This is a genomic window from Pseudosulfitobacter pseudonitzschiae (genome assembly GCF_002222635.1).
Classification (GTDB): Bacteria; Pseudomonadota; Alphaproteobacteria; order Rhodobacterales; family Rhodobacteraceae; genus Pseudosulfitobacter; species Pseudosulfitobacter pseudonitzschiae_A.
Map to the genome: position 1 here is coordinate 1,080,357 of NZ_CP022415.1, position 20,607 is coordinate 1,100,963.

Annotated in this window: 21 protein-coding genes; 7 read left to right on the forward strand and 14 right to left on the reverse strand. The window is 60.3% G+C overall.

What is annotated here, in order from left to right; all coding sequences use genetic code 11:
• The first annotated feature begins 15 nt into the window (after positions 1 to 15).
• Genes SULPSESMR1_RS05175 through SULPSESMR1_RS05185 form a run of 3 tightly spaced genes read left to right on the forward strand, consistent with a single transcriptional unit; the run spans position 16 to position 1,452 of the window.
• On the forward strand, positions 16 to 765 hold the full coding sequence (locus SULPSESMR1_RS05175; protein ID WP_089419856.1) for a heme ABC transporter permease: 750 nt from the start codon (positions 16 to 18) through the stop codon (positions 763 to 765).
• Positions 762 to 920, forward strand: a complete 159-nt coding sequence (gene ccmD / locus SULPSESMR1_RS05180; RefSeq protein WP_198362856.1) for a heme exporter protein CcmD — start codon at positions 762 to 764, stop codon at positions 918 to 920. The genes SULPSESMR1_RS05175 and ccmD overlap by 4 nt, the downstream gene beginning before the upstream one ends.
• On the forward strand, positions 913 to 1,452 hold the full coding sequence (locus SULPSESMR1_RS05185) for a DsbE family thiol:disulfide interchange protein (protein WP_089419857.1): 540 nt from the start codon (positions 913 to 915) through the stop codon (positions 1,450 to 1,452). Before ccmD ends, SULPSESMR1_RS05185 begins: the two co-directional genes overlap by 8 nt.
• A gap of 4 nt (positions 1,453 to 1,456) precedes the next feature.
• Here SULPSESMR1_RS05185 and SULPSESMR1_RS05190 read toward each other — a convergent pair whose 3' ends face one another.
• The 3 genes from SULPSESMR1_RS05190 to acnA all read right to left on the reverse strand — a co-directional run bounded on the left by SULPSESMR1_RS05190 (position 1,457) and on the right by acnA (position 6,445).
• Entirely contained in the window at positions 1,457 to 2,764 is a 1,308-nt protein-coding gene (locus SULPSESMR1_RS05190; RefSeq protein WP_089419858.1) for a short-chain fatty acid transporter, read from the reverse strand.
• 108 nt (positions 2,765 to 2,872) lie between these two features.
• Positions 2,873 to 3,556: an SDR family NAD(P)-dependent oxidoreductase gene (locus tag SULPSESMR1_RS05195; RefSeq protein WP_089419859.1), complete on the reverse strand. Its 684-nt coding sequence runs from the start codon at positions 3,554 to 3,556 to the stop codon at positions 2,873 to 2,875.
• Positions 3,557 to 3,655: 99 nt separating this feature from the next.
• Positions 3,656 to 6,445, reverse strand: coding sequence for an aconitate hydratase AcnA (gene acnA / locus SULPSESMR1_RS05200; protein ID WP_089419860.1), 2,790 nt, complete (start codon positions 6,443 to 6,445; stop codon positions 3,656 to 3,658).
• A 276-nt stretch (positions 6,446 to 6,721) separates the two neighbouring features.
• Between acnA and SULPSESMR1_RS05205 the strand changes: the two genes are divergently transcribed.
• Complete coding sequence (locus SULPSESMR1_RS05205; protein ID WP_089419861.1) at positions 6,722 to 7,414, forward strand: DUF1223 domain-containing protein; 693 nt, start codon at positions 6,722 to 6,724, stop codon at positions 7,412 to 7,414.
• Positions 7,415 to 7,459: 45 nt separating this feature from the next.
• On the opposite strand, the gene SULPSESMR1_RS05210 is transcribed toward SULPSESMR1_RS05205, so the two are convergent.
• From SULPSESMR1_RS05210 to purB, 7 genes are all read right to left on the reverse strand, one after another.
• On the reverse strand, positions 7,460 to 8,359 hold the full coding sequence (locus tag SULPSESMR1_RS05210) for a lysophospholipid acyltransferase family protein (protein WP_089419862.1): 900 nt from the start codon (positions 8,357 to 8,359) through the stop codon (positions 7,460 to 7,462).
• 7 nt (positions 8,360 to 8,366) lie between these two features.
• The gene (locus tag SULPSESMR1_RS05215) at positions 8,367 to 9,254 is read right to left on the reverse strand and encodes a DMT family transporter (RefSeq protein WP_089422165.1); all 888 of its coding nucleotides are present in this window, start codon (positions 9,252 to 9,254) and stop codon (positions 8,367 to 8,369) included.
• A gap of 57 nt (positions 9,255 to 9,311) precedes the next feature.
• A complete protein-coding gene (locus tag SULPSESMR1_RS05220) occupies positions 9,312 to 10,376 on the reverse strand; it encodes a flagellar motor switch protein FliG (RefSeq protein WP_421086569.1) in 1,065 nt (354 codons plus the stop codon).
• A gap of 111 nt (positions 10,377 to 10,487) precedes the next feature.
• A complete protein-coding gene (locus tag SULPSESMR1_RS05225) occupies positions 10,488 to 11,033 on the reverse strand; it encodes a hypothetical protein (RefSeq protein ID WP_089419864.1) in 546 nt (181 codons plus the stop codon).
• Positions 11,034 to 11,205: 172 nt separating this feature from the next.
• Positions 11,206 to 11,592 carry a rhodanese-like domain-containing protein gene (locus SULPSESMR1_RS05230; RefSeq protein ID WP_089419865.1) on the reverse strand — a complete coding sequence of 129 codons (387 nt, stop codon included), beginning with the start codon at positions 11,590 to 11,592 and terminating at the stop codon, positions 11,206 to 11,208.
• A gap of 10 nt (positions 11,593 to 11,602) precedes the next feature.
• Positions 11,603 to 12,502, reverse strand: coding sequence for an MBL fold metallo-hydrolase (locus SULPSESMR1_RS05235; RefSeq protein WP_089419866.1), 900 nt, complete (start codon positions 12,500 to 12,502; stop codon positions 11,603 to 11,605).
• A gap of 178 nt (positions 12,503 to 12,680) precedes the next feature.
• Positions 12,681 to 13,985 carry an adenylosuccinate lyase gene (purB, locus tag SULPSESMR1_RS05240; protein WP_089419867.1) on the reverse strand — a complete coding sequence of 435 codons (1,305 nt, stop codon included), beginning with the start codon at positions 13,983 to 13,985 and terminating at the stop codon, positions 12,681 to 12,683.
• A 90-nt stretch (positions 13,986 to 14,075) separates the two neighbouring features.
• On the opposite strand from purB, the gene SULPSESMR1_RS05245 reads away from it, so the two are divergent.
• From SULPSESMR1_RS05245 to SULPSESMR1_RS05255, 3 genes are all read left to right on the forward strand, one after another.
• Positions 14,076 to 14,489 (forward strand): DUF6314 family protein, encoded by a 414-nt coding sequence (locus tag SULPSESMR1_RS05245; protein WP_089419868.1) that lies wholly within the window; start codon positions 14,076 to 14,078, stop codon positions 14,487 to 14,489.
• 120 nt (positions 14,490 to 14,609) lie between these two features.
• Positions 14,610 to 15,182 (forward strand): biotin transporter BioY, encoded by a 573-nt coding sequence (locus SULPSESMR1_RS05250; protein ID WP_421086568.1) that lies wholly within the window; start codon positions 14,610 to 14,612, stop codon positions 15,180 to 15,182.
• 116 nt (positions 15,183 to 15,298) lie between these two features.
• The gene (locus SULPSESMR1_RS05255) at positions 15,299 to 16,030 is read left to right on the forward strand and encodes a heme-dependent oxidative N-demethylase family protein (protein WP_089419869.1); all 732 of its coding nucleotides are present in this window, start codon (positions 15,299 to 15,301) and stop codon (positions 16,028 to 16,030) included.
• On the opposite strand, the gene SULPSESMR1_RS05260 is transcribed toward SULPSESMR1_RS05255, so the two are convergent.
• From SULPSESMR1_RS05260 to glnA, 4 genes are all read right to left on the reverse strand, one after another.
• Positions 16,027 to 16,458, reverse strand: a complete 432-nt coding sequence (locus SULPSESMR1_RS05260) for a glyoxalase superfamily protein (RefSeq protein WP_089419870.1) — start codon at positions 16,456 to 16,458, stop codon at positions 16,027 to 16,029. The two genes, SULPSESMR1_RS05255 and SULPSESMR1_RS05260, sit on opposite strands and share 4 nt — an antisense overlap.
• A 223-nt stretch (positions 16,459 to 16,681) precedes the next feature.
• Positions 16,682 to 17,494, reverse strand: a complete 813-nt coding sequence (locus tag SULPSESMR1_RS05265) for a lytic murein transglycosylase (protein WP_089422167.1) — start codon at positions 17,492 to 17,494, stop codon at positions 16,682 to 16,684.
• Positions 17,495 to 17,577: 83 nt separating this feature from the next.
• A complete protein-coding gene (locus tag SULPSESMR1_RS05270; protein WP_089419871.1) occupies positions 17,578 to 18,753 on the reverse strand; it encodes a hypothetical protein in 1,176 nt (391 codons plus the stop codon).
• Between the two features lie 439 nt (positions 18,754 to 19,192).
• Positions 19,193 to 20,596, reverse strand: a complete 1,404-nt coding sequence (gene glnA / locus SULPSESMR1_RS05275) for a type I glutamate--ammonia ligase (RefSeq protein ID WP_089419872.1) — start codon at positions 20,594 to 20,596, stop codon at positions 19,193 to 19,195.
• Between the last annotated feature and the right edge of the window lie 11 nt (positions 20,597 to 20,607).

Consider the following 20,607-nt stretch of genomic DNA (forward strand, 5'->3'; position numbering starts at 1 on the left):
CATTAGGAAAACGCCATGTCATTGTGGGAATATGCCAATCCGGTCAAGTTTCTGCGCCTCAGCGAACGGGTTCTGCCGTGGCTGTGGGCGTTGGCTGCGCTGTGTCTGATCGGCGGGCTGGCGTGGGGGTATTTCGGCACGCCCGATGACTACCGCCAAGGGTCGACCGTCAAGATCATCTATATCCATGTTCCTGCGGCGCTGATGGCGATTAACGGCTGGTTCATGATGCTGGTTGCCTCGTTGGTCTGGTTGATCCGTCGCCACCATGTCAGCGCGCTGGCCGCGCGGGCTGCGGCACCCGTGGGTGTGACGATGACGCTGATCGCGCTGATCACCGGTGCTGTTTGGGGCCAGCCGATGTGGGGCACGTGGTGGGCGTGGGATCCGCGACTGACCTCGTTTCTGATCCTGTTTTTGTTTTATCTGGGCTATATGGCGCTGTGGTCCGCAATCGAAGACCCCGACACCGCTGCCGATCTGACCTCGGTTCTGTGTCTTGTGGGTTCGGTTTTTGCGGTGCTCTCGCGCTATGCGGTCAACTTCTGGAACCAGGGGCTGCATCAGGGCGCGTCGCTGTCGCTGGACAAGGAAGAAAACGTGGCGGATGTGTTTTATTTCCCGCTGCTGGTGTGCATTGCGGGCTTTGTCCTGCTGTTTCTGGCGCTGGTTCTCTATCGGACCGGCACCGAGATTCGCGTGCGCCGCACCCGTGCATTGCGGGCGCGTTACGATCAACGACAGGGTCGGGGGGCAGGGGTATGATGCCAGAGTTGGGCAAATATGCCGTTGCGGTGTGGTCCGCCTATGGCGCGACCGCTGCTTTGCTGGTGGCGTTGGTGATTGCCACGCTGCTGCGCGGACGCCGCGTGCGCGCCGAGATGCAGCACGCCGAAGCCAGGGAACGCACCGATGCCTAGACTGTCGCCCATGATGATCGCACCGCCCCTGGTCTTTGCCGCCTTTGTGGCGCTGGCCGCGTTCGGCATGTTCCGTGATGACCCCGAGGGCTTGCCCTCGACGCTGGTGGGGCAGCCGGTGCCAGCGATCACCACCGAAACGCTTGCGGATTATCCCGGTGTCACGCCGGATATGTTTGCGCAAGGCGAGGTGACGCTGGTGAACTTCTGGGCCAGCTGGTGCCCGCCCTGTCGCGCCGAGCATCCGCGCCTGTTGCAAATGCAGGCAGACGGGCTGACGATCATCGGCGTGAACTACAAGGACCAAAAGGGCACCGCGACGTCCTATCTGGAGGATGATGGCAATCCGTTTGCCGCAGTTGCCTTTGACCCTGCGGGGCGTACCGGCATCGACTGGGGTGTGACCGCCCCGCCTGAGACATTCATCGTAGATGGCGACGGCACTGTGCTGTTTCGGTTTGTCGGCCCGCTGGTGGGCAGCGATTACGAACAGCGGTTTCTGCCTGCACTGGAAGCCGCGCAGGCAGATTGAGTCGTTACAAAAAGGTCAGTCCAAGGGCGATAATTACCCCCGTGATGACCAGATGGATTACGCAGAACCCCATGATGTCCTTGGCCTGCAGTCCCGCAATGCCAAGGATCGGCAGCGCCCAGAAGGGTTGCACCATGTTGGTCCACGCATCGCCCCAAGCCACAGCCATAGACGCCCGCGCAAGATCCGCGCCAAGGGCTTCGGCTGCGGGCAGGATCACCGGCGCCTGAACCGCCCATTGCCCGCCGCCTGACGGAACAAAAAATTTGACGATGCCCGCCGACAGGAACGCCCAGAACGGCAGGGTTGTGTCTGATGCCAGCCCCACCAGCCCCTGCGAGACAGTCGCGGCCAGTCCGGTCTGCACCATGATCGCCATGATCCCTGCATAAAACGGAAACTGGATCACGATACCTGCGCCACCTTTGACGGCATCGTTCAGGGCGTTCAGCAGGTGGCGCGGTGTGCCGTGCAGCAAGATAGCCAGCGTCAGGAACAAGAAGTTGATGACGTTCAGCGACAGCCCGTTGCCCGCTGCGAAATGCTGGATCAGCCATGCCACGCCTGCGGCCCCGATCAGCATCGACAGAACCGGCGTTGTTTCCAGAAACTCGGCAGGGCTGCGGTTTTCGGATGGCGTCGGCTCGTCCGTTTCCAGCAGTGCAGGATCAATGTAAACGCTGTCGGCCTGTGACGGCATCATTGCGCGGTTGACCAGCGGTACGGCAACGAACAGGGCCGCCACGATCATCAGGTTATAGATGGAAAAGATGGTTTGCGATGTGGGAATGATGCCTGCCAGATCGGCAAAGGGATGTCCTTCGGTGGCGATGGACAGCGGGATTGATCCGGCCAGCCCGCCGTGCCAGACGATGAACCCTGAATAGGCAGAAGCCACCAGCAGCCGGTAGTCCACCTTGATCTGGCGGGCCAGTTCTTTGGCGAACAGCGCACCGACCACAAGGCCAAAACCCCAGTTGATCCAGCTTGCTGCCAGTGACACGACGCTGACCAGCAAGATCGCCCCGCCTGCGCTGCTGGCAAGGCCTGCAAGCACCTGCAGGCCGCGTTTGACCAGCGGCGTCGAGGCCATCATATAGCCCGTGACCAGCACCAGAAGCATTTGCATCGAAAAGCTGAGCAGGGACCAGAACCCGTCACCCCAAAAGCCTATGATTTCAAGCGGGCTGCTGCCTTGGATGCCCACAGCAGCAAGCCCTGCAACCAATGTCAGAACGACGACGAAGACGAAGGGATCGGGCAGATAACGGTCGACGATACGGACCATTGGCCGCGAAATCGCATTCAGCATGACGGCTTTCCTTTTCTCTTATGGGTTGAGATATAACCGCTTGAATGGTGGAATTCGTAGAGGATGAAAAGGGCAGGGCTGAAGAAATCCTAAAGCTGTGCGCGCGCGTCAAAGCCTGTATCCGCCCGACACGGTAATGACCTCTCCGGTGATGAAACCCGCTGCCTCCGATGCCAGAAAACGCACCACCTTTGCGATGTCTTCGGGCACACCTGCACGGCCCAGTGCGGTCATGTCGACGAATGCCTTTACCAGTTCGGGTGGGCGGGGGCTTTCGCTGCGCTCAATGGCTCCGGGGGCCACTGCGTTGACACGGATGCCGCGCGGGCCCAGTTCCTTGGCCATTGCACGTGTCCACAGGTTCAGCGCGGCCTTGCTGGCGGAATAGGCGGCGGCACCCTTGGCGGGCAGGGTGGCGTTGACCGACGAGATGTTGATGACACATGCCCCTGCGGTCAGCTGCGGCAAAGCGGCGTCAAGCAAGGCTATCGGGGCGGCCACGTTCACCGTGTGGTTCAGGTGCGCGTTGCCATCGTCCATTTCAATGGCGCCTGCGTTGTTCACGATCACATCCAGCCTGCCGAACTTTGCGAGGACCGCGTCGACCACCCGCGCAGCACTGGCCGGTTCGGCAAGGTCGGCATGGAGGGCGTGAACCGCAGGCCAATCCGCCAGCAACGCATCGGGCGGGGTGGTGTTGTGGGTGATGGCAACTGCGTGATCGACGGCCAAATTGGCCGCGATGGCGCGTCCGATGCCGCGCGCAGCACCCGTAACCAGAACCGTGCGCATTGAAAGTCTCTCCCCGACGATCCTCTTCGTGATCCGGCCATGAAAAAGCCCCCGACGCAAGGCGTGCGGGGGCTTTTCCGAAATGTTATCGCGCGGGGACTATTCCGCCGCGATAGCGTCGTCTTTGGCAAGGTTGCGGAGCACATAGTGCAGGACGCCGCCGTGTTCGATGTATTCGATCTCGATTGCCGTATCGATGCGGCACTTGATCTTGATGTCTTTCACCGTACCGTCCGCCATCGTGATGCTGCAAGGTACTTCCTGCAGCGGCTTGATGGTGTCCAGACCGCTGATCGACACGGTTTCCTCGCCGGTCAGACCCAGCGACTTGCGGGTGTCGCTGCCGGTGAACTCGAACGGGATGACGCCCATGCCCACAAGGTTCGAGCGGTGGATACGCTCGAAGTTTTCCGCGATCACGGCCTTGACGCCCAGCAGCGCCGTGCCCTTGGCCGCCCAGTCGCGCGAAGAACCCGCGCCGTACTGTTCGCCGCCAAAGATCACCAGCGGCGTGTCGTTTTCCTGATAGGCCATCGCCGCGTCAAAGATCGAGGTCTGTTCGCCATCGGGGCCCTTGGTATAGCCGCCCTCGACGCCGTCCAGCATTTCGTTCTTGATGCGGATGTTGGCAAAGGTGCCGCGCATCATCACCTCGTGGTTGCCGCGACGGCTGCCGTACGAGTTGAATTCGCGCACCGGCACCTGACGTTCCACCAGATATTGACCGGCAGGCGTGCTTTCCTTGAACGAACCGGCAGGCGAGATGTGGTCGGTGGTGATCATGTCGCCCAGAACGGCCAGTACCTTGGCGTTCTGGATGTTGGTGATCACGCCCGGCTCCTTGCTCATGTTCTGGAAGTAGGGCGGGTTTTGCACATAGGTCGATTGCGGCGGCCAGTCATAGGTCATGCTGTCCGTCACTTCGACGCCCTGCCATTTTTCATCGCCCTTGAAGACGTCGGCATATTTGTCCTGAAAAGCGGCACGGGTGACAGTTTGTTCCACCAGTTCAGCCACCTCATGCGTGGTGGGCCAGATGTCTTTCAGGTAGACGTCATTGCCGTTCTGATCCTGACCCAAGACGCCGTTCGCCAGATCCACGTTCATGTCACCGACCAGCGCATAGGCTACGACCAGCGGCGGCGACGCCAGATAGTTGGCGCGCACGTCGGGCGAAATCCGGCCTTCGAAGTTGCGGTTGCCCGACAGGACCGAGGTGCCGATCAGGTCATAGTCGTTGATCGCCTTGCTGATCTCCGGGTCCAGCGGGCCCGAGTTGCCGATGCAGGTGGTGCAGCCATAGCCGACAAGGTTGAAGCCGATGGCGTCCAGATCTTCTTGCAGACCGGCAGCTTCGAGATAATGCGACACAACCTGCGAGCCAGGGGCCAGCGATGTTTTGACCCAAGGTTTGCGGGTCAGACCCAAGGCGCGGGCTTTGCGGGCCACAAGACCCGCACCGATCATCACATAGGGGTTGGATGTGTTGGTGCACGAGGTGATTGAGGCGATCACGATGGACCCGTCGTGAAGCTGGTAGTGACCATCGTCGGTTTTGACGTAGCCGCGCTTGTGGTTGCCCTCGTCACCGGGAATGTCGTTGGGTTCGGGCTGTCCGCCTTCACCTTCCCAACGCACTTCCGAACTTGCGGAAGCATCGGTGCCGCCGCGCAGGCCGTTGACGTATTCGGCAAATGCAGTATGGGCCGATGTCAGCGCGATATAGTCCTGCGGGCGTTTGGGGCCCGAGATGGCGGGCACGATCTCGCCCATGTCCAGATGCAGCGTGTCTGTGTAGACCGGCGCATAGTCCGCGCCGCGCCACATGCCGTTTTCCTTGGCATAGGCTTCGACCAGCGCGATGCGGTCCTCCTCACGACCGGTGTTGCGCAAGTAGCGCAGGGTTTCGTCGTCGATCGGGAAGAACCCGCATGTGGCACCATATTCCGGTGCCATGTTGGCGATGGTTGCACGGTCTGCCAGCGGCAGGTGATCCAGACCTTCGCCGTAGAATTCGACGAATTTGCTGACCACACCTTTTTCGCGCAGCATTTCCACAACTTTCAGCACCAGATCGGTGCCTGTGGTGCCTTCCATCATCCGGCCTGTCAGCTCGAACCCGACAACTTCGGGGATCAGCATCGAGATCGGCTGACCCAGCATTGCGGCTTCGGCCTCGATGCCGCCCACGCCCCAGCCCAGAACGGCGGCACCGTTGACCATTGTGGTGTGGCTGTCGGTGCCGACCAGCGTGTCGGGATAGGCCACGGTTTCGCCGTTCTGATCAACGTCCGACCAGACGGTCTGCGCCAGATACTCAAGGTTCACCTGGTGGCAGATGCCGGTTCCGGGGGGCACCACGCGAAAGTTGTTAAACGCCTTCTGGCCCCACTTCAGGAACACATAGCGTTCCATGTTCCGTTCGTATTCGCGGTCGACGTTCATCTGGAACGCGCGCGGGTTGCCGAATTCGTCGATCATCACCGAGTGGTCGATGACCAGATCGACAGGGTTCAGCGGGTTGATCTTTTCAGGGTCGCCGCCCAATGCCTTGAGACCGTCACGCATCGCGGCAAGGTCGACCACGGCCGGCACACCTGTGAAATCCTGCATCAGAACGCGCGCCGGGCGATAGGCGATCTCGCGCGGGTTGTTGCCGCCTTTGGTCGCCCATTCGGCAAATGCCTTGATGTCGTCGGTTGTGACGGTCTTGCCGTCTTCGAACCGCAGCATGTTTTCCAGCACCACTTTCAACGCGGCGGGCAACTTCGAAAAATCGCCCAAGCCTGCTTCGGTCGCGGCGGGGATGGAATAATAGGCAACCGACTGGTCGCCCACGGTCAGTGTCTTGCGGGTTTTGGACGTATCATGGCCAACAGTGATGGGCATGGGTGGCTCCTTTGGCTTATTGTGCCCCAATCGAGCAGGGCAGGTGGCAGGGGGCAGTCTTCGCGCCTGATTTGCATTTAAATGCAGCTCGGATCAACAGGTTTCTAGCATTTAGTATACCATTGTGTACCGAAAGTTAAGAGCCGCACACGGAACTGGCGCTTTGGGCGCTATCCTGCACGGTCCATCGCAGGGTTTCAACAAAGCTTGATTGGTTATTACAGGGCCGCATGGTTAGGTGTATTCAACATCCAAAGACCCAAAGGTACCCAATTCATGAAATCTGTCCTGTCTGTCATCACTGCAGCGTTGCTGTCCGTGGCCACGCCCGGTGCCGCAGAATCGCCTGTGGTGGTCGAGCTGTTTACCTCGCAGGGCTGTTCATCCTGCCCGCCCGCAGACAGGATTTTTGCAGAACTGGCCCGCCGCGATGACGTGATCGCTTTGGCGCTGCATGTGGATTACTGGGATTATATCGGTTGGAAGGACGAACTGGCCGTTCCCGCCTATGCTGATCGCCAACGCGGTTATGCCGCCGCAGCGCACCGTCGGTCGATCTATACGCCGCAAATGGTTGTGAACGGACAGACCGACATCGTCGGCGCACGCCCGATGGAATTGTCCGAGGTTATTGCCGAACATGCGGCTATTGCGTCACCTGTGACGCTGGGCATTACACGCGATGGGGATGTGCTGAACATTTCTGCACAGACTACGGGCGCGCCGGGGCAGATGACGGTTCAGCTGGTGCGTTATACCCCAATGACCGAGACCAGCATAACCCGGGGTGAAAATGCGGGGATGACGTTGCAATACGCCAATGTCGCGCATGACTGGCAGGTTCTGGACACGTGGGACGGCAGCAGCGATCTGGCGATGAGCACACGGGTGACTGGCGACGCGCCTTTGGTTGTGTTGATCCAACTGGGAGCGCATGGCGCCATTTTAGCGGCTGACGCGCTGCGCTGATCTTTGTTCCGATATTACAGCAGAGGCTGGCACCTGACTGCACGCTCAGGCGTTGTAGGCCCGCCAACGGCGATGCACCCAGAACCACTGTTCGGGATGCTCGCGTACCCGGACGGCAAGGCTGTCGTTCAGCGCCTGCGTCATCGTTTCGGGATCGGAATGCGCGATCGGTGCTTCCAGAACGGTTTCAAAACTAAGACCGTCGTCCTGCCGGATGCCGTAAAACGGGATCAGCAGCGCATTGAACCGCAACGCCAGCTCTGCCGCTGACAGCGCGGTTTTTGCAGGCTGGCCCATGAAATCCAGCACAGTGCCTTCGAACACATGCTGGTCAAACAACAACACCAACTGCCCGCCACCGCGCAAATGACGCACGAAACCGGACGTGCCGCGCCGCCCTTGCGGAAAGACGGGGCCGCCAAAGGCCTGCATCGTTTTGACGTAATGGGCGTTGAAATAGGGGTTGGCCATGTCGCGGTACAGCCCGCCCACGGCAAAACCCTGTGCCACCAGTGCTGCGCGCGTTGCTTCGTAGTTGCCAAAATGCCCCGTCACCAGAATGACCGGACGATCGGCGGCGTCAGCTTCGCGCAATGCGTCAAACCCTGCGCCGCTGATCGGCTGGCTGTCCATGCGTTTCAGGAACTCTTGCGATGAATAATTCTCGATGATGCTGCGGCCTGCGTTGTTCAGGCAGGCCCGCGCGATACGCCGCCGTTCGAGGGTGGGCATTTCGGGAAAGATCAGAGCAAGGTTGGCTTCGGCGCGGCGGCGGTAGCCCACCAGTGGCCCAACCACGCGTTCCACCAGCCCGCCCAGCAGCGCCACGCGCGTGGCATAGGGCAGCACCAGCGCCACGCGGATCAGCGTGTAGATGATCGCGTTGGAAATATAGTGTCCGGCGCGTTCACGCAGCGGCATGGTCGATGGGTCGGCTTTGGGCATGGGCGGATCACACCTGAGGCAGGGCCGGCGCACGCGCCAGACGGGTTTCGCGATGCCAGACATATAGACCTGCCCCCACGATCACAAGCGCACCGACCAGCGTCCACACGTCGGGGAATTCGTTGAATAACAGCAGCCCCCAAAGCACGGCCAATACCAGCCCGGTATAGTTGAACGGCGCCAGAAGCCCCGCTTCGGCCTGCGACAGGGCGCGGATCAGCATCAACTGTCCGGCAGTGCCAAAGCAGCCGATCATCACCATCAAGATGGCCGATGTCGGCGTCAGCGGGGTCCAGTGGAAGGGGACAAGACAGCTCATCACGACCGAGCCGACAAGCCCGGTGTAGAACAGCGATGTCCACACATCCTCGTCCGACCCAAGGCGGCGCGTGATCAGCGTATACGCGGCAAAGCACACAGCCGAACCCAGCGGCAACAGCGCGGCGGGTGCAAACACATCCGATCCGGGGCGGATTATGATCAGCGCACCGATCAGGGCGGCGGCGATGGCAAAGATACGGCGCGGGCCCAATGCCTCGCCCAGAAACAACGCCCCGCCAAGGGTGATCAGAACAGGGTTCAGCGACATGACTGCGGTCGCCTCGGCCAGTCCGATCTGGCCCAGAGCGGTAAAGAAAAAGCCGGTGGCGATCATCAGCAGCAAGGATCGCGCGATTTGCAGCTTGGGGTATGCGCTGCGTGCGACAGTGCGCAGACGCGGGGCCACAAGGATCAGAACCACCAGCATCTGCCCGCCATAGCGCGCCCACAGCGCGGGAACAGTGCCGGTCAGCGGGCTGATCGCCTTGACGCTGGCATCCATGCCGCCAAAACAGGCAATGGCAAGAACGGCCAGCAAGATGGCGCGGGCGGGGTTGGCGGCGGTGTGAGGCATCTTCATCCCCCGCGCTTAAGGGCGGGTGCGCGCCCTGTCCAGAGCGGACGCAGCGGCCTAATCTTCCTCTTCTGCCATCAGGATCAATTCGCCCTCGGCCTCCAGCTTGCGGATGGCGGCGACCATATTGGCGGTGGCCGCGTCGTGATCGACGGGTTTGGGGGCCGGTGCCTCCTGCGTTTCTTCACGCAGGGCATCGGCCATACGCCCCGACATATTCTCCAGAATGAAATCGGCAGAGGCTTTCATGCCCGCAGCCTCGGCACCGGCCATTGCGACCAACAGATCGGCTGGATCAACCTCGCGCAGGACGCGCGGAATATCGCGGGGGGCGATGCGTTGCGGGATGTTGGCAAAGGTAAAGATCGCCTTGCGCACCGCATTGGCAAAGCCCTGATCGGTCTCGTCCAACCCCTCGAGCATGTCGTCGCGGGTGACCGAGGTTGAGGAGTTCAGGATCGCGCCGACGCGTTCTACCGGCCCGCTGGCAAAGGCCCCCAACGGTTGCGCGTTCAGTTGCATCGCCAGCGACAGGCCGATGCGTTCCACCGCGTCAGGCGTGACAGAGCCGGTCAGCGACACCGCATAGGTGATCTGGCGCGCGCGGGGGCCCGCAAGCATGCCAAGCAGGCCAGCGGCCTTTTTCACCTCCAGCTTGGACATCACCACGGCGCAAACTTCGATGCTTTCGCTTTGCAGCACCGGCAACAGTTTTTCCGCCCCGATCTCGCGGATGCGTGCCCAAGGGTCGCCCGTCTGGCGCACGCCGGCCTCTTTGCGCAGCCGCGCGGCGGTTTGCGGGCTGATCTTGCCGTCCAGCGCGTTCAGTGCCCCCGCGATACCACCGGGAAAGCGCAGGCCGATGCGTTCAACCTCTTCGGCGAATTCGGATACCACGGCAGACAGGGTGTCACGGTCGACGGTGCGCATCTGGCCCATCGCCTTGGTCAGGTGGGCCTGCAATTCTTCGGGCAGATCTTCCAGCGGGATGTCGGCCCCTTCGTTCAGCAACAGGCGCACGACAACGGCAGCCTTGGCGCGGCGGCTTAGCTGGACGGGTGCGCCGGACACCTGCGGCCCAGAGGCAGCAGGCAGGCCGGACAGGGGGGAGGACAGAATCAGATCATTCACCAGAAGCCTCGACACACAGGAAAACGGACCTGTCGGTTTTGGCATCTATTGGTGAACAAACCCTGAAATCAGGCGCAGCCCGAGACCCGTCGTTGTCCGAAATCAGTAGTTATACGTCACACCGGTTTCGATCGCTGTGCGCAGCGATGTCGCAGCCCAAGTGCCAGCCCCGCCGCGTGCGTTAATCTCGCGCAGTTGCGCCAACGCCGCCACAGAATCGCCTTGGGCCACCAGACCCTGACCCATATAGGATCGCGCCAGCAGGTTGTCGGGGTTGGCATCCAGTGCTTGCTGGTAGAATGCCATCGCCACATCGACATGGCCCAGCTTGCGCGCGGTAAAGCCGCGATACGTCAGTACGCGGTCGTCGGACTGGTCGGACATTGCGTCCAGCACCCCTTGGGCGTCCTTGTAACGGCCCGCATAAGCCAGTTCGCGCACTGCCTCGTACAGTTGACCATCGTCCAGTCGCGATTCTTTGGGTTTGACGCAGCGCTGTTTCGTTTCGTCCCAGACGCGCACGCCCTTGCAATCCTTGCTGGTCTGCGTCGGCTTGGGGGCGGTGTCATTGCCGCTGCCTGCCGCGTAAAGCGGTGCTGCCACGAACAGGGGCAGGGTCAGAGCCGCCGCCAAAAGGGTAATACGCATCGTTAAAGCTCCAGTTAATCGTTATACGGAAATAAATAGCGTATTTTTCGAAAACGCGAGCGGTATTCACGATCAAGAGGTCGTGAACGCCGGATCAGAGCAGGATGGCGCAATAGATGTCTGTTGCTTGGTCACAGTTCACGCCCGAAGCTGCCGGTTACGTGCTGCGCCCTTAGCCGGTGGAGTTTTTCATCGCGGTCGGGGCGCCGGTGGCCATATCCGTTCCGGTGTATTCCAAACCGGCCTCTTTCCATGCGCCAAACCCGCCCTTCATATGGGCAACACGCTCAAAACCGCTTTCAAGGCATTGATTGGCCACTTTGCCGGACCTGACGCCCGAACCGCAGTGAAACACGATCTGTTTGGTGGATTGGCCGGGCATATGTTCGGGTTTGAACGCCTGCATTGGGGCCAACAGAGCACCGTCGATCCGTTCAAAGTTGAATTCTTGCGGGGTGCGCACGTCGATCAGGATGATTTCGCTGCGGTCAAACGCGGCTTTCACCTCTTCGGGCGTCCAGTGTTCAAGAACGCCGTGGTCTGTTGTTTCGGATTCCATCACTTGCTCCTTAAAATGTGTTCATTGGAATTTTCAGATAGTGCCTTCCGTCGTCTTCCGGATCAGGAAGACGGCCCGCCCGCAGGTTCATCTGCAAGACGTGCAGCATCCGGTCGGGCAGGGCGAGGGTCTTGTCGCGGGCCTCGCGCTGTTTGACAAATGCCTGCTTGGAGGTGCCGCCGCCAATGTGGGCGTTGTGTCTGCGCTGCTCCAGAACCGTCGATTCCCACGCGGGGCCAGGCCGGTTGTCGGTGCCGTAATCGTGGCCGATGAACAAACGCGTATGGTCCGGCAGTTGCAGGATGGTTTGCAGGCTGTCGTAAAGCGTCGCGGCGGACCCTCCGGGAAAGTCGGCGCGCGATGTGCCCACGTCGGGCTGCATGAATGTGTCATGCACAAAGGCCGCGTCGGTGCCGACCACATATGAAATCGACCCCAGCGTGTGGCCCGGCGACAGGATCACCCGCACGGGCAGGTCGCCGATCTCGAACTGGTCTGCGTTTTGGAACAGGTGGTCAAAATCTGCACGGGGGTCAAAGGCATCCGGCATGTTGTAATGACCGCGCCAGAGCTCGGCAATTTCGATGACTTTCTCGCCGATGGCGTTGGGCTTGTTCAAACGCTCTTTGAGCAGGGACGAGGCCATAAGGTGATCGGCATGTGGGTGGGTGTCCAGAATCCACTCGATCTCAAGCTCTTCGTGTTCTGCAAAGCGCAGAATGGCGTCAACGCTGTCGGGATCGGTGGACGCGCTTTGCGGGCGAAAGCCCAGTACGATGTCGATCAGCGCAGCTTTGCGGGTGGACGGGTCCGAGACAAGGTATTGGATGCTGCCGGTGGCATCGTCGTAAAACCCGGTAACATCTGGCGAACCTGCGCCGGAAGATGCGCTTGTACGTGCGAATTTCATGGGTCTTGCCCTCCTGATCAACCCAACAGACGGGTTTCATCAAAAGTTCCACTGTGCGGAGGGTATTGGCAGAGGCAGGCGCGAGAGACAGAGGTATCGAAGCCTGTGCCTGACCCCACCGGATGCCCAAGAGGGCCAGCGCGACAGACCTGTTTCGGGCCCGCCGCGCACTGTTGGTCTAGTCGCCGAACACGCGGGCAAAGATCGTGTCGACGTGTTTGGTGTGGTAATCCATGTCGAATTTCTCGTTGATCGCGTCCTTGCCCAATGCGGCAACAACATCGTCGTCAGCCAGCAGTTGCTCGCGGAAATCAACGCGGTCTTCCCAGACCTTCAGCGCATTGCGCTGCACCATCGCATAGGCGTCCTCGCGGCTGACGCCGGCCTGCGTCAGGGCCAACAGCACCCGCTGGCTCATCACCAGACCGGGGAATTTGTTCATGTTGTCCAGCATGTTCTGCGGGAAGACCAGCATCTTGTCGATCACGCCCGTCAGCCGCGCCAGTGCAAAGTCCAGCGTGATGGTGGTGTCGGGGCCGATGGTCCGTTCTACCGAGCTGTGCGAGATGTCGCGTTCGTGCCACAGGGCCACGTTTTCCATCGCCGGGATCACTGACATACGCACCAGCCGGGCAAGACCGGTCAGGTTTTCGGTCAGAACAGGGTTTTTCTTGTGCGGCATCGCGGACGAGCCCTTTTGACCCATCGAGAAGAACTCCGCACCTTCAAGCACTTCGGTGCGCTGCATGTGGCGGATTTCGATGGCGACGTTTTCGATCGACGAGGCGATGACGCCCAGAACGGCAAAGAACATCGCGTGACGGTCGCGGGGGATCACCTGCGTGCTGATCGGCTCGGGTGTCAGGCCCAACTTGGCGCAAACGTGGGCTTCGACCGCAGGATCGACGTTGGCAAAGGTGCCGACAGCACCGGAAATCGCACCTGTGGCAATCTCTGCACGCGCGGCCTTCAGGCGGTCGCGGTTGCGGTCCATCTCGGCGTAGAAACGGGCAAAGGTCAGGCCCATGGTTGTAGGCTCTGCGTGGATGCCGTGGCTGCGCCCGACGCGGACGGTGTTTTTATGTTCCATCGCGCGTTTTTTCAGCGCCGCCAGCAGCGCGTCCAGATCGGCCAGCAGAATGTCGGCGGCGCGCACAAGCTGCACGTTCAGGCAGGTGTCCAGAACATCGGACGATGTCATGCCCTGATGGACAAATCGGGCCTCGTCGCTGCCGACGTGTTCGGCCAGATGCGTCAGAAAGGCGATGACGTCATGTTTGGTCACGGCTTCGATCTCGTCGATGCGGGCCACGTCGAATTCGACGTCCTTGGCCTTCCACACGGCATCGGCGTTTTCGCGCGGGATAACACCCAGATCGGCCATCGCATCACAGGCGTGGGCTTCGATTTCGTACCAGATCTTGAATTTTGTAGCTGGCTCCCAGATCGCAACCATATCTGGACGGGAATAGCGGGGGATCATGGGCGCACCTTTTCATGGCTGTTCAGCAGTTGCTGCGGCTCATAAACTGCGGCGCGCGGCACCACAACCTTTGGAGTGACAATACCTGCTATGACCCTCTCACAGTGCGCCCGTTCCCTGAGTGATTTTGCTGGCCTGTGGCGGCTGGAGCGCGAGATTGTGCATGACGATGGCACATTGGCGCAGTTTTCGGGCACGGCACAGTGGATGCCCGAGGGCGACAGGCTGCGCTGCGTCGAGGCTGGCACAATGCGCATCGGCAGCAGTCCACCGATGTCAGGGCAGCGCGTGTATTTTTGGGACGCCGACCTTTGGGTTTACTTTGACGACGGGCGACCGTTTCACCGCGTACCACCCACGGGCGGTGACACGGGCCACTGGTGCGATCCCGACCAATATGACGGCAATTATGACTTTAGCCAGTGGCCCGCCTTCACTGTGACATGGTCGGTGCGCGGTCCGCGCAAGGCTTACCGGATGGTCAGCCGCTACAGCCTTGCGTGAGTCCTCCGGTTCAGGCGGAAATTCGCGCTTGCGGAAACCTTGGCGGCTTGGCACCATTGGCGGGACGATTTTAGCAACAAACGGAGCTGCTAGGTGGAAAATACAATCCAAAACAGAGTGCTGAGCGATCTTCTTAGTTCAGAGAATAAACTGACACAGGGCGCACGTCAGGTGATGATGGTGGCCGCAGGTATTCTGTTGCTTGCAGTTGCAGCAAAAATCAAAGTTCCTATGTGGCCGGTTCCGATCACAATGGGCACATTTGCAGTGCTGACCATAGGTGCGGCATATGGTGCGCGTCTGGGTCTGGTGACGATCCTTGGCTATATGTTGCTGGGCGCTTTGGGCATGGATGTGTTCGCAGGCTCTTCTGCCGAAGCAACTGGCCTGACCTATATGATGGGCGGCACGGGCGGCTATCTGGTGGGCTATGTTCTGGCAACTGTGATTCTGGGCTTGCTGGCACAACGCGGCTGGGACCGGTCAATTGGCTGGATGGCGCTGGCAATGCTGATCGGGAACGTGGCGATTTACCTGCCCGGTCTGGCGTGGCTGGGTCAGCTTTACGGTTGGGACCAACCGATCCTGCAATGGGGTCTGACACCGTTTCTGGTGGGTGATGCGATCAAACTTGCACTGGCCGCTGTGATGCTGCCCGCCGTATGGAAGCTGGTTGACCGCGCACGCGGCTGATCTGCACCCGTTATATTTCACGAGAGGCGCGGACCGCAGGGTGCGCGCCTTTTTTGTATCTTGTTGGTGTGGTTGCCTGTCTTGCCTTGGTCCGGCGCTGCGGTTAGCCATAAGCGATGACGATTTTACACCGCTCTATTCCCTATGATGTCACGCCCCGTGCCTTGCCCGGTATCCAGCCGGTCAAGGAGCCGTGGCTGCGTGTGGACGAAGCATATGCGGGACAGATGGCCCGCCGCATCACTCTGCTCGAGACCAAAGCCGCCGATGTGCTCTATCTTGAACCGCCGGCCTGCCCCGCGGCAGAAGAGTTGTTGGATATGGTACTGGGCCTGTTGCCGGATCTTGGTTTTGCCCACGATGGCGATACGGTCACATGCCCCGACGGGCGGCGTGTAACGGTGGACCGCAGCGACCCGATGGCAACGCTGGGCCGTCTGGTACAATGCGATTTTGTGCTGCTGGACAAACGCGGTGACGAACACGTGCTGACGGGGGCAGTGCTGTGCTTTCCGGCCAGTTGGCGGCTGGACGAAAAGGCGGGGCGGCCGATGGTGGCGATCCACACGCCGGTGGCATCCTATGACGACAATATCGCCAAGCGGGTTCAGCGGCTGTTTGACGGCATCCAGCCCGACCGCCCGCTGTGGCGCTTTAACGGGTTGTGGTACGTTGACCCCGAATTGCATCAACCGCGCAGTGCGACCGAACCGCGCCGCCAGCGCGACGGCGCGGAGTACTTCCGGTCGGAGCGGCAAACGCTGATCCGTCTGCCAAAGTCACGCACGGTGGTTTTTGCGATCCACACCTATTTGGTACGGGCGCAGGACGTGCCCAAGGGCAGTTAACCCATGTCGATAACCATCTGCGGCTGACCGTTCGAGGTTTTGCGCGGACTGGCGCCGCTGGCATCCACGGTGCAATTCAGCTGTTGCCGAAAGTTGCTGAACAGCGCCGACGTTACCACATCCACGGGGCGGTCAAAGCGCAGGGTCAGTTGCCAGTGCCCCTGCGCGAGCATCCGCGCTGCCTTGACCTGCCCGGTAAAGTAATGCCCAAGATAACGGCCAGTGACAGCCATACCCGGGGTAAAGCCTGCAGGCGCGTCATTGCCCAGCCGCGCCGACAACGTGTTCCAGTCACGCGCGCCCCATTGGTGGGCAAGCGTTTCCAGTGCGCGGGCGTGGGAGATCGGCGTGCCTTGGGCCGCCAGATCGGCGCGCAGCCGTTTGGCCTGTGCCTTCAGCACGTCGCGTGAGGGAAGGTGATTTTCCATGTCTTCAATCCTGTCAGGATCGCAAATGGGGGCCGGGTGCCTGCGTTGCCGGTGTCCGGTGCGATCACAAAGGGGATCAGACGTGACTGTTCAGCCAAGACTTCACCTCATGCAGGCGGCAGGGGTCTTGGACCCTTGCCACTGCATATGGGGCAAGTGCGGGTTTGGTTCAAGAACAGATGCGGCGGGACAAGTGCCCGCGCGCACCTGCGACATGGATACATCAGCCGTCGATGCGCGCACCCATGATCGCGATGGCCTGCTGATAGACGGTTGCCGCGTTCCACTGTTTGATCACGGCAAAGTTGGGCTGGCCTTCCTGATAACCTTTGCCGGGTTGCCAGCCTTTGGCGCGCAGGAAGTTCGCGGTCGAGGCCAGCGCGTCGGTCTGGTTGTAGAAATCAACCCGCCCGTCGCCATTGGCATCCACACCATATTTTAACGCATTGCCGGGCAGAAATTGTGTGTGCCCTAACTCGCCGTGTTTGGCACCTTTGGTGGAGGCGGTGATTGCACCACGATCCACCAGCATCAGCGCGCCGATGGCGTGCGGCTGGAAAAACGCCGAGCGGCGGCAGTCATAGGTCAGCGTGGTGATCGCAGACACCACCGAGCTGTTGCCCATAAATCCGCCAAAGGCGGTTTCCATGCCGTGAATGGCAATGATCACACCAGCTGGCACGCCATACTGACGTTCGAGTGCTTGATAGAATGACGGGCTTTGGGCTTTGCGTTTGCGTCCCTGAGCCACGATTGTATCGGCACCACGCAGCTGCATGAATTTTGGCAGGGTGTATTTGAACGACTTCTGGTTGCGGTCCGCCGAGATGGTCGCCGAGGCATAGCGCGCCTGTGCCAGCGCCTGCAAGCCGCGTTCACCGACACCGGCGCGTTTGGCTTCGGCAGCGAATTCGCCTTTCCACGCTTCGAACCCCGACGCAGTGTTGCCGCAACTGGTGGCGTGGGCGGCAGGGATTGCGCAGAGGGCAGTGGCAAAAGAGAAGGCAAGGGATTGGGTAATGCTACGAAATGACATGAAAAAATTCCCGGTATCAACAACAGACACCGCAGTATTGCCGAATTCGCATGTTTGCGTAAAGCGTTTGGTCGAAGTTGCGGTCAGGGCTGCGCGGTTCCTTGCACAGAACTTTGTTCGGGGTACGTGCCACCGGACAATGCAGACTGGTGCACCACCTCTGCCGACGGCAGAACACCTGTGACCTTCGCCGGAGCATGTGCTGCGAAGAACTGGTAATACAGCACCAGCAACAACGCAGGCAGAACCACGCCGCGCACCAGCAACGAAAACGCCAGCTGCGCGGCACGGGATTTACGCGGGCGCGCTTCGGCATCCACCTTGTCCTGAATGTCGATGATCATTTTGTCGGGCCTGTGCGCAATCCCTTTCAGCCGCGCCACGCGGTCGCCAAAACCCGCGGCATCGGTGGCAAGGGCAACGCGCTCTTGCGGTGGTGTGGGGCCGACGTGGATGCGTCCGGGCCGGTCGGCAGAGGTGGGTTTTTCGTGACGCACATACAGCACCGTACCGTCCGTCAGTTCCAGACTGTCGCCATGCTCTAGCCGGATGCGGCCTTCGTGGTGTTCATTCAGTATCGACACCAGTTGGCGGAAACCGGTGGCCTGATCGCGCGGCATCGGGTCCAGATACAGGGTTTTGCCCAGCAGATGTTCCGAACAGGCGGCAACCATGCCCAGACGCGACGCGCCGTCCAGATCGGGGGGCGCAGGCAGGGGCAAGGGCTGTATCACCAGCGCAAAGGGCAGATCCCGGTCTTTCCAGATTTCCATTTCAGAGGGGACAAAGACCATGTCCGACTGCAACCAATGCACCAGCGTCAGCGGCACCGTGTCGATCAGCGCGTCCAGCGCAGCCTTGAGCACCTGCAGGCGCAGCACCAAGGGCAGGGGGGCATTTGTCAGGTCATCCGGCGCGGGGCCGTGGCCCACGTCCAACGTGATATAGCGCGTATGCCCGTCGAACAGGCGGTCATAATCGGGGGTGCGCGCCTTGGCAAAGGGGCTGGCCAACGCGCCAGTGATGGTGGTGCGGGGCAGTTTGCGGCGGTGGGTGACAATCGACAGATGCACACGGGGGTGACTGAACAGCACATGCCCTTGGGGCTGGTCAGCGATTTCGGTCAGCGTCATGCCGGTGTCGCGGATGGCGGCATTCACACATACGCCCACTTCGGCAAAGTCGGGTCGCTGCGTCTGCACACCCAGCGCGTGGGCTGTTGCGGGCACATCGGTGTGCATGGGCAATGTATCCGCCATGGGATCTCCGCTGGGGCTGGGAATGCTTACCCGGCAATTTGCCACACAGAAGCGGCAATAATAGGGCAAAGCCATGCCGGTTTTTGGAATGTCCGGAAATGGATCGCGCAATACACGACAGTGTCGTGGGCATGATCAAGGGGATGAATTTGCCACCCGTCAATAAAGCACCAAGGAGTAGATTCTTGCTGATGTCGTCGCCACACCCCGTTCTGGTGGCCGTGAACATCTGACAAATCGCAGAACTGGCCTTGTGGGCGGGTCAGTTCGGAAGAGCGTTTCAGGAGACGATTTGAGAAAGCGTGCCGCAGCCTGTCCGCGTGTCCATTCACATCCGTTCCTTGTGCAAACGCGGGCCGGTGCCATGAAAAAGGCGCCCGCAAAGGGGCGCCTTTTCCGATGTGTCTGGACCGGATGCGGGACCAAGCCCGCAGCCCGATCAGCAGGAGTAGTACATCGCGAACTCGACCGGGTGGGGCGTGTGTTCGTAACGGTGTACTTCTTCCATTTTCAGATCGACATAGCCTGCGATCTGATCGCGGGTGAACACGTCACCTGCCAGCAGGAAGTCCATGTCTTTTTCCAGCTCTTCCAGAGCTTCGCGCAGCGAACCGCAAACCGTGGGGATACCGGCCAGCTCTTCTGCGGGCAGGTCATACAGGTTTTTGTCCATCGCTTCACCCGGATCAATCTTGTTCTGGATGCCGTCAAGGCCCGCCATCAGCAGCGCCGCAAAGCACAGATAGGGGTTCGCCGAAGGATCGGGGAAACGGGCTTCGACGCGCTTGGCTTTGGGGCTTTCTGTCCACGGAATACGGACACAACCCGAACGGTTGCGGGCCGAATAGGCGCGCAGAACGGGGGCTTCAAAGCCGGGGATCAGACGCTTGTAGCTGTTGGTGCCGGGGTTGGTGAAGGCGTTCAACGCTTTGGCGTGGGACAGGATGCCGCCGATGAAATACAGCGCTTCCTGGCTGAGGTCGGCGTATTTGTCGCCTGCGAACAGAGGCTTGCCGTCTTTCCAGATCGACATGTTCACGTGCATGCCGGTGCCGTTGTCGCCCGCGATGGGTTTGGGCATAAAGGTTGCCGATTTGCCATAGGCGTGGGCCACGTTGTGGATTACGTATTTGTATTTCTGCAGCTCGTCGGCCTGTTTTGTCAGGCTGTCAAAGATCAGACCCAGCTCGTGTTGGCACGACGCTACTTCGTGGTGGTGCTTGTCGACCTTCATGCCCAGACGTTTCATTGTCGACAGCATTTCCGAACGCAGGTCTTGGGCCTCGTCGATGGGGTTTACAGGGAAATAGCCGCCCTTGACGCCCGGACGGTGACCCATGTTGCCCATCTCGTATTCGGTGTCTGTGTTCCATGCCGCGTCGGATGCGTCCACTTGGTAAGACACTTTGTTCATCGAAACTTGGTAACGGACGTCGTCGAACAGGAAAAATTCGGCTTCGGGGCCCATATAGGCCACATCGCCAATGCCCGAGGATTTCAGGTAAGCTTCGGCTTTTTGTGCAGTGCCGCGCGGGTCGCGCTCATAGGCTTCGCCGGTGTCGGGTTCGACAACCGAGCAATGCACGCAGATCGTTTTTTCTGCATAGAAGGGATCGACATATGCGCTGTCCAGATCGATCATCAGCTTCATGTCCGATGCTTCGATCGATTTCCAGCCTTCGATGGACGACCCGTCGAACATAAAGCCTTCTTCGAGGAAATCCTCGTCAACCTGATCGGCAATCAGGGTCACGTGCTGCAGTTTGCCACGCGGGTCGGTAAAACGGACGTCGACGTATTCAGCGCCTTCATCCTTCATCATGTCGAGAACTTTGTTTCCCATGTGTGTCTGTC